Below are 11,188 nucleotides of genomic sequence, written 5' to 3' on the forward strand. Positions count from 1 at the left end.
ACAATTATGACATTGAATACAACAGGTTCCAATCTGCAGATGGGAAGTTCAACGATCACTCCTTTGCAGATTTTAAAAACTTATTTCGGATATGACTCCTTCCGTGAGGGGCAGGAGGAAATTATAGATACGATTCTGGACGGCAGGGATGCGCTGGCGATTATGCCTACCGGGGCTGGGAAATCCCTTTGTTATCAGGTTCCGGCGCTGCTTTTGCCGGGGATTACGCTGGTGGTTTCGCCGCTGATTTCGCTTATGCAGGACCAGGTGAAATCCTTAAATGAAGCGGGAATCCATGCGGCATATATCAATTCTTCCCTTACAGAAGGACAGATCAGCAAGGCACTTTCTTTCGCCGCAAGAGGTGTGTACAAGATTATTTATGTGGCACCTGAGCGGCTGGAAACGGCTTCTTTTCTGGCGTTTGCCCTGCATACTCCCATTTCCATGGTGACAGTAGACGAGGCACACTGTATCTCCCAGTGGGGACAGGATTTCCGTCCCAGCTACCTGAAAATCGTAGATTTCGTGAGGCAGCTGCCTGGACATCCGATCCTCAGTGCTTTCACCGCAACCGCCACAGAAGTGGTCAAAAACGACATTGCAAGAATTCTGGAACTGAAGAATCCAAACATTGTCATCACTGGCTTTGACCGAAAAAATCTCTACTATCGAGTGGAGCATCTTACAGGAAAACAGAAAGATACCTTCATTGCAAACTACATAGCCAGTCACGCAAACGAAAGCGGTATCATCTACTGCGCCACCCGCAAAAACGTGGATACTTTGTATGAACAGCTGCTAAAACAGGGTGTTTCTGTCACCCGTTATCATGCGGGAATGAACACAGAGATCCGCAAGGAAAGCCAGGATGATTTCATCTATGACCGCGCCCAAGTTGTGATTGCCACCAACGCGTTTGGAATGGGAATCGACAAGTCCAACGTGCGTTTCGTCATCCATTACAACATGCCCCAGAGCATAGAAAACTACTACCAGGAAGCCGGCCGTGCAGGTCGTGACGGAGAACCTGCAGAATGTATTCTTCTCTTCTCCCCGCAGGACGTTATGATCAGTAAAATGCTCCTTGGCAGCAAGGATTTCGAGGGCATGGATTTCGCTGAAATGGAACAGGTGCGCCATCAGGACGCAAAGCGTCTTCAGATTATGGAAGGCTACTGCATGACCACCTCCTGTCTGCGCAATTATATCCTGAATTACTTCGGGGAATCCACTGACCAGCCCTGTGACAACTGCGGCAACTGCCATCAGGAATTCGAAGAACTGGACATGACTCAGGACGCCAAATGGGTAATCGGATGCATTACAGAAATGCGCGGAAGATACGGCCAGGCCCTTGTAATCGGTACCCTGCTTGGCTCCAAGAGGGCCCGCTTAAGAGAGATTGGCGCCGACTCCTACAACTGTTACGGTCAGCTTCAAAGCCGCACGGAAAATGACCTTAGACTTCTCATCAGCCAGATGATCCGCCAGGGTTACATCGTCCAGACAGACGGGGAATACAGTGTCCTCAAAGTCGGAAATATCTCAGAATTACAGCAGAAAAACACCCAGATCCTTGTAAAAAAATTCAAGGAAAAAGAAAAGATTTCCGCGTCAAAGAAACGCAAAAATCCATACGGAAAGAGCTATTTCGAAGCCGAAAATACTGCCGGCAATTCCAACGAAGCCACTAATACTTCCAGCCCAAATGCCGCAAAAAAATCCGCCCTTTTCGAAACCCTACGCCAGCTTCGCCTCCAGATTGCCAAAGAAGAATCCGTCCCGCCCTACATCGTCTTCACCGACAAAACCCTCATCGACATGTGCGAGAAGCTTCCAGGAACCGAATCCGAAATGCTGGATGTCTCCGGCGTCGGCCAAAACAAACTAAAGAAATACGGCCAACGTTTTTTACAAGAAATCTCCTCATTTCTTTCCAACAACAACTAATCATTTCCCGCAACTTAAAAGAGGTCCCCGTGAGACTTTTCCAGTCTCACAGCGACCTTCCTTTAAGGAGTTTGCTTCACGATCTCTTATATGGCGTTAAGAATCCGTCTTGCATTATCAATTCTTTCCTGCGTTGGAGGTTTCACGCCCTCCAGCGGATATGGGATTCCCAGCTTTTCCCATTTAAAAATACCAAGCGTATGATACGGAAGAACTTCCACGCGCCGGGCGTTTCCCAGTGTCTTGATAAAATCCGCAAGCTGGTGCAGATATTCATCCTTGTCACTACCTCCCGGAACCAGTACATGGCGAATCCACACAGGTTTATTCATGTCCGAAAGCTCACGAGCCATAGCCAGAATGTTCTGATTAGTCTGCCCGGTAAGCTTCACATGCTCCTGCTCATTGATCTGCTTGATATCCAGAAGCACAAGGTCTGTGTATTTCATCAGTTCCAGCCATTTGGAATGCCATGGTTCCTTCGTGGTATAAGGATTTCCGCTGGTATCCAGGGTGGTATGGACTCCTGCTTCCTTTGCCTTGCGGAAAAGCTCTGTAAGAAAGTCCATCTGCAAAAGGGGTTCCCCGCCGCTCACCGTGATACCGCCTTTTTCTCCCCAGTAGGATTTAAAGCGAAGAGCTGTTTGCAGAAGCTGATCCGTGGTGTATTCTTTCCCTTCCTTCATATTCCAGGTATCCGGATTATGACAGAACTGACAGCGCATAGCGCAGCCGGAAAGAAAAATTACATATCTCACTCCGGGTCCGTCTACAGACCCGAAGCTTTCCAGAGAATGAACATAGCCTTTTAACATGTTGTTTTCCTTTATTAATTACATTCTGTCATGGCAGGTTCTGGCAATAACATCCAGCTGCTGCTCTCTTGTCAGATCGATAAATTTAACAGCATAACCGGAAACACGGATAGTGAAGTTTGCATACTCCTCTTTTTCCGGATGCTCCATAGCATCGATCAGTTTCTCTTTTCCAAATACGTTTACGTTCAGATGATGTGCGCCCTGGTTGAAATATCCATCCAGTACGTGAACAAGGTTATCTGTACGCTCCTCATCACTGTGTCCAAGTGCATCCGGATTGATTGTCTGAGTATTGGAAATTCCATCCAGTGCATCCTCGTAGTCAAGTTTTGCAACAGAGTTCAGGGAAGCAAGAAGTCCGTTCTGCTCTGCGCCGTAGGATGGGTTAGCACCTGGTGCAAGCGGCTCTCCGGCTTTTCTTCCATCCGGAAGAGCACCTGTAGCCTTACCATAAACTACGTTGGAAGTAATGGTAAGAATAGATGTGGTTGGCTTGGAATCACGATAAGTATGAATATGTTTCAGCTTCTCCATGAATGTAGAAAGCAGTTCTTTCGCAATGCTGTCAGCTCTGTCGTCATCATTACCATAACGTGGGAAGTCACCCTCAACCTGGAAGTCTGTAGTAATTCCGTCTTCATCACGAATTGCTCTTACTTTTGCATATTTAATAGCAGACAGGGAGTCTACTACATGAGAGAATCCGGCGATACCGGTTGCGAAAGAACGGTCAACCTTTGTATCGATCAGAGCCATCTCAGCTGCTTCATAGTAATATTTGTCATGCATGTAGTGGATCATGTTCAGAGTTCCTACATACAGATGAGCCAGCCAATCCATCATCTGGTCATATTTCTGCATAACCTCATCATAATCAAGGTACTCGGAAGTAATCGGCTTGTACTCCGGTCCTACCTGCATTTTCAGCTTCTCATCCACACCGCCGTTGATTGCGTAAAGAAGGCATTTTGCAAGGTTTGCACGAGCTCCGAAGAACTGCATTTCCTTACCAGTCTCTGTAGCAGATACACAGCAGCAGATTGAATAGTCATCGCCCCAAACCGGACGCATAACATCATCGTTCTCATACTGTACGGAACTTGTTTTAACAGAAATATTAGCAGCATATTTCTTGAAGTTCTCCGGCAGCCTGGAAGAATAAAGAACCGTCAGGTTTGGCTCCGGAGCCGGTCCCATGTCCTCAAGAGTATGCAGGAAACGATAGTCATTCTTGGTGATCATATGGCGTCCGTCAACACCGATACCACCAACCTCAAGAGTAGCCCATACCGGGTCTCCGGAGAACAGCTGGTTGTAGGACTCGATTCTTGCGAATTTAACCATACGGAATTTCATTACCATGTGGTCAACAAGCTCCTGAGCTTCCTTCTCAGTGATAACACCGTTCTTAAGGTCTCTTTCAATATAGATATCAAGGAATGTGGAGATACGTCCAACACTCATCGCAGCACCATTCTGTGTCTTGATTGCTGCAAGATATCCAAAGTACAGCCACTGGAATGCTTCATGTGCATTTTTTGCCGGCTGTGAAATATCATAGCCATAAATTTCAGCCATTGCTTTCATTCCCTTAAGGGCACGGATCTGATCTGCAATTTCCTCACGAAGCTGGAAATCATAGCGTCTCATACCCTGGCGGTCGCATGCTGCAAAGTCTTTCTCCTTGCCTTCGATCAGAGCATCAATACCATACAGAGCCACACGTCTGTAATCACCTACAATACGTCCACGTCCATAGGTATCCGGAAGTCCGGTAAGGATATGGCTGTGACGTGCTTTTTTCATCTCTGGTGTATAGATATCAAAAACACCCTGGTTATGTGTTTTGAATTCATATTTTGTAAACATATCATGAATCTGCGGATCTACTTTATAGCCATACATCTCGCATGCTTTCTCTGCCATCTTAATTCCACCGTATGGCATAAATGCACGCTTCAGAGGCTTATCTGTCTGAAGTCCTACTACTTTCTCAAGATCCTTCAGATCTTCGTCAATGTATCCAGGTCCATATGCAGTCAGGCCTGTAACAACCTTAGTTTCCATGTCGAGCACACCATTATTGGCACGCTCTGCTTTCTGCAGCTCCTGCAGCTTTCCCCACAGCTTGTCTGTAGCCTCGGTCGGGCCTTCCAGGAAGGAATCATCTCCGTCATAAGGGGTATAATTGTGACGGATAAAATCACGAACGTTGATCTGTTCTTTCCAACGGCTTCCGCTGAAGCCTTCCCACTGTGCAAAATCTTTCATTCTTGTACCTCTTTCTTTCTATTTTGTAGTTCTCCGCGTATATTGAAGAATTGTTATTGGTTTAACGATTGTAGTATACGGTATTGTTTTTTCCCCGTCAATCGGTTTGGAACATGCTTTTAATAAAATACAATTTGAATGTAAAAATATGGAATTTGCAGGACATGAGTCCTATATTTCAGACTTTCCAAATGCCCCGCATGCGCTCTCTTTCCATATGATTCCAATGGATTCTGATAAATATTCTCAGCAATACCTTTGATAATTTTTATCAACATAATCCAAGGGGCAAAAGTCCTTTGCCCCTTACATCAATGCCTTTTATTTGGGACAAAAGTCCCTTTTATATAGTTCCTTTAAAATTGAAAGAATAATTGATGGAATTGAATATGAATTTGCTACATTTACGATATTTTGCAAAATTGGCACAAACGCTGCACTATACACGGGCGGCAGAACATCTTTGCATTGCACAGCCAAGCCTCAGTCACGCCATTTCACAGATGGAAGCTGAGCTTGGAGTTCCCCTTTTTGAGAAGGTGGGAAAAAGCATTGTGCTTACCCATTATGGGGAACAATTTCTGGCCTGTGCACAGCAGACTCTTATGACACTGGACAATGGAGTGGACGCCCTTCAGCGTGTGGGACGAGGAGAAGGACTGATTCGTCTGGGGCTTCTCTGTACCCTGGGAGAAGACTTTGTTCCCGGGCTTGCAGAACGATTTCTGAAGCAGTATCCTGAGAAAATATCCGTTTTACATTCAATACAGGCATCACCGGACAGCTGCTTGACGGGCTTTGCGCAAGGCGTTTTGACCTTGTTTTCGCCTCTCTGGCGCAGTTTCACACCATTGACCTTGCCCAGACCATTCCTTATCCACAGGTTTATTTTGCCAAAGGCTCCGGTCTTCGTTCTGTAGTTGACGGCCTGTTGCGCCAGATCGGCCAGGAGCCCCAGATTGCCTACGAGACGGAGGAGGACAGCGTAATTGCCGGACTTGTGGCCCATGGATTTGGGATTGCAGTGGTTCCCTACATGGAAATGCTTCTCCGATTACTTTGATTGTCATTATTTTTTCCTCCATTTTAATAAGAATGCTGAATTTGTGATTACCAATACGGAACCTGCGTTGTGGACGAGGGCACCTACGATGGGGTTCAGGATTCCGGTGATGGCAAGGACGATTGCAATAAAGTTCAAGGTCATAGAAAAGGTCATGTTCAGTTTGATGGCAGTCATCATGCGCTTGGAAAGAGCAATGAGATGGGGAAGCTCTTTTACTTCATCGTCTACAAGGGCAATGTCGGCTGCGTCTACTGCGATGTCGCTTCCCACGCCGCCCATGGCAATTCCCACTTCTGCACGCTTCAGAACCGGGGCGTCGTTGATTCCGTCGCCGATCATACAGACCATTTTGTTTTCCTGCTGATAACCATCAATGTATTTCAACTTGTCTTCCGGGAGACAGTTGGCACGGACTTCCTTAATATGAAGCTGGGATGCGATGGTCTTCGCCGCATTTTCATGGTCTCCGGTTAAAAGGACCGACTGAACGCCAAGGCTGTTCAGGGAGTCAATCATGCCGGTGCTTTCCTCACGAAGAGTATCGGAAAGAGCGATGAAACCAGCATACTGACCGTCAATTGCCACATAAGTAACGGTACAGCCGCGCTCTATGTACTGCTTCGGATTAGCCTTACTCTGAATTTTTTGAGTACTATAAAAACTTGCATCTGTTAATTCTTTGCTTTCTCCTGTTTTATCCTCAGTGTCTGCACACTTTTCGGCAATGGTCTTTATTTCCACGCCATGTTCCTTCAAAAGCTTCGGATTTCCCGCCAGAACCTGTTTTCCTTCTGACACTGCACAGACTCCCTGTCCCGGAATCATCTGGAAATCCTCTGCACCGGAAAGTATGATGCCTTCCTTCTTACAGCAGCTTACAATTGCTTTTCCAAGGGGATGCTCGGAAAGCTGCTCGGCACAGGCTGCAAGTCTGTAAATATCATCATTGTTATAATTTTCGCTGTTGCTGACAGCTGCAACCACCTTCGGTGTACCATATGTTAAAGTTCCGGTTTTATCAAACGCAATCACGTTTACCCTTGCAAGCCGTTCCAGGGCATCTCCCTCACGTACCAGGAAGCCATGCTTGGTGGCATTTCCGATAGCCGCCATAATAGCGGTTGGGGTAGCCAGCACAAGGGCGCAGGGACAAAATACAACCAGAATAGTAACCGCACGGATAATCTCTCCAGAAATCAGCCAGGTAAGAGCTGCCGCAGTTAACGCGATCACCACGATCCAGGTAGCCCAGCGGTCTGCGATCCCTACAATCTTAGCTTTCCCAGCGTCTGCGGATTGGACCAGACGGATCATTCGCTGGATGGAGCTGTCCTCCCCAACCTTGGAAGCCTTCATCTCAAAGGCTCCAAACTGGTTGACCGTTCCGCTGGATACCTCGTCTCCCACTGTCTTATCAACTGGAAGGGACTCCCCTGTCATAACCGCCTGGTTGACGGAAGTCTGTCCTGAAATAATGATTCCGTCTACCGGAACCCCTTCCCCAGGAAGTACCCGAAGGATATCACCAACCTGTACCTTTTCCGCAGGGATAACAGATTCTTTTCCATCTTTTATTACCCTGGCGGTCTGTGGTGTTAAATGAACCAACTTTTCGATTCCGGCTCTGGCTCTGGCTACAGTAAGCTCTTCCAGAAGTCCGCCAAGCTGCATAATAAATGCCACTTCTCCGGCCGCAAAATCCTCTCCAATGCACACAGAAGCGATCAGCGCCAGAGATACCAGAACGTCTGCTTTGATGTCAAATTCCGTCACCAGTCCAATGATGGCTTCCAGAATAATAGGAAGTCCGCACAGCACAATGGCAATCCAGGACATGTCAAAGGGGAACGGGGAAATTCCCAGCAGACTTAACACAATGGCGCTTCCAGAGATCACCAGCAGGGTGATGTCTTTCTTCGTGCCGCCGATTTCAAGTAACTCTTCTAACTTTCCCATTAGATTTTTCATGTTATGCCTCTTTTCCATACCTTATGAGGTATAGGTTCATTATACCTATAGGGGTATAGGTTATCAAGAAGGGTAAATGATAAGAATTCTCAAAACAGACGCAAAACAGGCCGCATATCACCCGCAAACCATTTCCGACTCTGACAATAAGTCGGAAATGGTTTGCGTAATGATATGCGGCCTGCTCTGTTGTGCATTGACACATATAAATCTATCACTCAAGAACCGTAACGGAGATCATCCCATATTGGAAAATCGTTCCACTGCTTTGGTAAAGCTCTCGATGGTTTTATCTGCGTCGCCATGCTCAATTCCATCACGAACGCAGTGTTTGATGTGGCCTTCCAGCACTACCTTGCCGCAGCCGTGAAGCGCGGATTTTGCAGCGTTGATCTGGGACAGAACATCCTCACAGGGAACATCCTCGTCGATCATCCGGTCAATGGCCTGCACCTGACCAATTATTTTTTTTAACCTGCGGTGCAGGTTCTCAGAATCCATACATTGTTTCATTTGTTTGATACATCCTTTCTAATCAGCACCTTTTTCCCGGTATCAAAAGAACTGAAGGTCTGCAGGGAAATCTGGTTCATGTATTCATTCATATAATCTACATCATCCACCAGCAGTGCCTTGATAAAATCATTATAGCGCACATTAGATTTCTGAAACCAGCCGCGGATCATTTTCCGGAACATATTCTTCACTTCGTGGTTGGTAATAGACAACTGATACAATTTCCTCATCCACTGGAGTTTCAATATTTTTCCCAGAAAGAAGATCTTCCATATCAACCTTTATATTTGGCGAACCTTCCTGTATCAGCTTTCCAACCAGACTGTTGGAACTGGTATTTGCCCAGAAGTTTTCAAAACGGCCGGTATCCAGAAACTTGGTAATGGACCATGGATTGTAGATGTCCGTGCGGCTGCCGAAACGAAAACCATCATACCAGTACCGAACCTGCTCCAGCTGATCCATGCAGCCAAATTCCATGAGAACCCTTTCTACCTCTTCCCTGTTAAAGCCAAAGGCAGTCTCATATTTCCTGGAATCTGTAGTCACAATTTCCAGATTGTTCAGATCTGAAAAAATAGATTCCTTGGAAATTCTGGTAATCCCCAATCTTGCATCCTGATAGGTTGCACCTTTCACTAAAGCAAAGCTGATAAAAATAACAGGATAGCTTCCCTGCAGTTCCCTGTATTTCTCACTTTTCCATATCTGCAGTCCTTCAAAGTATCTGCTGTATCCGGCATACTGATTGGAAAAGAAATATTCCAGCATACTCATATTCAAAGTTTTTCCAAAACGGCGTGGTCTGGTGATCAGCGTAACTACATCCCCGTTCTCCCACCATTCCTGGATAAAATCAGTCTTATCTACATAAAAATATCCGTTTTCTCTGATAGAACCAAAATCCTGATTTCCAATGGAAATAACTGGTTTCATACTGTGGAAAGCTTCCTTTCATGTCTTCTACTTTAACATTTCTGCTTCCTGTTTACAAGTCATCTGAAAATTTGTTTTACTAATTATTTATCATATGTTATCTTATTCTTACAACACTAAGGGGGAAAGAATGATAATGGAAAAGAAATCGAATCATTTTTCAGGACAACTTGGTTTTGTCCTTGCTGCGGCCGGAAGTGCTGTAGGAGTGGGAAACTTGTGGAGATTTCCATACCTCGCAGCCAAAGACGGAGGCGGCTTATTTTTAATTATTTACCTGATCCTGGTACTTACCTTTGGATTTACCCTGCTCACTTCTGATATTGCCATCGGCCGACGCACACAGAAAAGTGCCATCGGTGCCTATACCCAGATGCGGCCTAAGTGGAAATTCCTGGGAATCCTCACCTTCCTGGTACCAGTCCTGATCATGACCTATTACGCTGTCATCGGCGGATGGATTACCAAATATGCAGTGGTCTATGTAACCGGACAGGCACAGGCAGCTGCCGCAGATGACTACTTCACATCCTTTATTTCTTCTTCCACTTCACCGGTGATCTTCGCCCTGCTTTTCATGGGTGTCACTGCTTTCATCGTGTACAATGGGGTGGAAAAGGGAATTGAAAAAGTATCCAAATGGATGATGCCTATCCTGCTGGTTCTGGTAGTGGTGATTGCAGTTTACTCTCTCACCCTTTCCTATACAGATGCCTCCGGACAGGTGCATACCGGATGGCAGGGATTTCTCTACTACCTGAAACCGGATTTTAAGGGACTGACTGTGCAGCGTTTCCTGCAGATCCTGCTGGATGCCATGAGCCAGCTGTTTTTCTCACTCAGCGTATCCATGGGAATTATGATCACTTACGGTTCCTATGTCAAACCTGAGGTAAACTTAAACAAGGCCATCAATCAGATTGAGATTTTTGATACAGGCGTTGCCTTTCTTGCAGGTGCCATGATCATTCCGGCTGTGTATGTATTTTCCGGCACTGAGGGAATGGGCGCAGGACCAAGTCTGATGTTTATTTCCCTGCCAAAAGTATTCTCCGCAATGGGAAAAGCCGGCACCTTCGTAGGGATCCTGTTTTTCGTAACTGCTATTTTTGCAACCTTGTCTTCCTGTATTTCCGTACTGGAATCCATCACTGCAAACTGCATGGAAATCTTCCATACAGGCCGTAAAAAAACAGTTCTGGTTTTGTCTGCCATCTATCTGGCAGTTTCTGCAGTGATCGCTTTGGGCTACAGTATTTTCTACGTGGAAGTAAAGCTTCCAAACGGTTCTGTGGGACAGCTTCTGGATATTATGGATTACATCAGCAACAGCGTTATGATGCCATTTATTGCACTGCTCTCCACCATTCTCATTGGATGGATCGTAACACCGTATTATGTAATTGATGAAATGGAAAGAAGCGGAGACAAATTCCGCAGAAAAAAGCTTTACCGGGTGATGATCCGATTCGTTGCACCGGTTATGATGTTTATTCTGTTTTTGCAGTCTACTGGAATTTTATTTTAAGTTAAAAAAGGGGGCTGTCGGTTAATACCACATTTCGGTATCCCCAGTAGTAATTGAAAGGATCCCAGCAAGAACGAGGCTTGTTAGCCTTCTACCTGTCTCTTATACACATCTGACGCTGCCGACGAATAG

8 protein-coding genes and 1 pseudogene are annotated in these 11,188 nt (G+C 45.9%); 4 read left to right on the forward strand and 5 right to left on the reverse strand.

Translation table 11 applies throughout. The features are described 5' to 3' along the window. Nucleotides 1-6 precede the first annotated feature (6 nt). Entirely contained in the window at nt 7-1,953 is a 1,947-nt protein-coding gene (recQ, locus tag H8S54_RS02305) for a DNA helicase RecQ (protein WP_243176592.1), read from the forward strand. A gap of 86 nt (nt 1,954-2,039) precedes the next feature. Here recQ and pflA read toward each other — a convergent pair whose 3' ends face one another. Both pflA and pflB read right to left on the reverse strand, forming a co-directional pair. Further along, entirely contained in the window at nt 2,040-2,768 is a 729-nt protein-coding gene (gene pflA / locus H8S54_RS02310; protein WP_186900814.1) for a pyruvate formate-lyase-activating protein, read from the reverse strand. Nucleotides 2,769-2,786: 18 nt separating this feature from the next. Next, nucleotides 2,787-5,042 (reverse strand): formate C-acetyltransferase, encoded by a 2,256-nt coding sequence (gene pflB / locus H8S54_RS02315; protein ID WP_186900815.1) that lies wholly within the window; start codon nt 5,040-5,042, stop codon nt 2,787-2,789. Between the two features lie 422 nt (nt 5,043-5,464). Here pflB and H8S54_RS02320 point away from each other — a divergent pair, with 422 nt between their 5' ends. Continuing rightward, nucleotides 5,465-5,962 (forward strand): LysR family transcriptional regulator, encoded by a 498-nt coding sequence (locus tag H8S54_RS02320; RefSeq protein ID WP_243000174.1) that lies wholly within the window; start codon nt 5,465-5,467, stop codon nt 5,960-5,962. Beyond that, nucleotides 5,911-6,105, forward strand: a complete 195-nt coding sequence (locus H8S54_RS18005; RefSeq protein WP_243000183.1) for a LysR substrate-binding domain-containing protein — start codon at nt 5,911-5,913, stop codon at nt 6,103-6,105. Before H8S54_RS02320 ends, H8S54_RS18005 begins: the two co-directional genes overlap by 52 nt. Nucleotides 6,106-6,111: 6 nt before the next feature. On the opposite strand, the gene H8S54_RS02325 is transcribed toward H8S54_RS18005, so the two are convergent. The 3 genes and pseudogenes from H8S54_RS02325 to H8S54_RS02335 form a co-directional block, all read right to left on the reverse strand. Then, nucleotides 6,112-8,076 (reverse strand): heavy metal translocating P-type ATPase, encoded by a 1,965-nt coding sequence (locus tag H8S54_RS02325; protein ID WP_186900816.1) that lies wholly within the window; start codon nt 8,074-8,076, stop codon nt 6,112-6,114. A 237-nt stretch (nt 8,077-8,313) separates the two neighbouring features. Next, nucleotides 8,314-8,589 (reverse strand): metal-sensing transcriptional repressor, encoded by a 276-nt coding sequence (locus H8S54_RS02330; RefSeq protein WP_117851065.1) that lies wholly within the window; start codon nt 8,587-8,589, stop codon nt 8,314-8,316. Between the two features lie 29 nt (nt 8,590-8,618). After that, nucleotides 8,619-9,528, reverse strand: a pseudogene (locus H8S54_RS02335) (AAA family ATPase); the annotation flags it as partial. Nucleotides 9,529-9,664: 136 nt separating this feature from the next. Here H8S54_RS02335 and H8S54_RS02340 point away from each other — a divergent pair. Continuing rightward, nucleotides 9,665-11,056 (forward strand): sodium-dependent transporter, encoded by a 1,392-nt coding sequence (locus H8S54_RS02340; protein WP_186900819.1) that lies wholly within the window; start codon nt 9,665-9,667, stop codon nt 11,054-11,056. Nucleotides 11,057-11,188: the final 132 nt, after the last annotated feature.

It is taken from the genome of Blautia segnis (assembly GCF_014287535.1).
Taxonomy (GTDB): Bacteria; Bacillota; Clostridia; order Lachnospirales; family Lachnospiraceae; genus Blautia_A; species Blautia_A acetigignens.

Bases quoted from the DNA above. Each gene is read 5' to 3' on its own strand.
- recQ (WP_243176592.1), top strand. From the start codon at position 7: ATGACATTGAATACAACAGGTTCCAATCTGCAGATGGGAAGTTCAACG.
- pflA (WP_186900814.1), bottom strand. From the start codon at position 2,768: ATGTTAAAAGGCTATGTTCATTCTCTGGAAAGCTTCGGGTCTGTAGAC.
- pflB (WP_186900815.1), bottom strand. From the start codon at position 5,042: ATGAAAGATTTTGCACAGTGGGAAGGCTTCAGCGGAAGCCGTTGGAAA.
- H8S54_RS02325 (WP_186900816.1), bottom strand. From the start codon at position 8,076: ATGAAAAATCTAATGGGAAAGTTAGAAGAGTTACTTGAAATCGGCGGC.
- H8S54_RS02330 (WP_117851065.1), bottom strand. From the start codon at position 8,589: ATGAAACAATGTATGGATTCTGAGAACCTGCACCGCAGGTTAAAAAAA.
- H8S54_RS02340 (WP_186900819.1), top strand. From the start codon at position 9,665: ATGGAAAAGAAATCGAATCATTTTTCAGGACAACTTGGTTTTGTCCTT.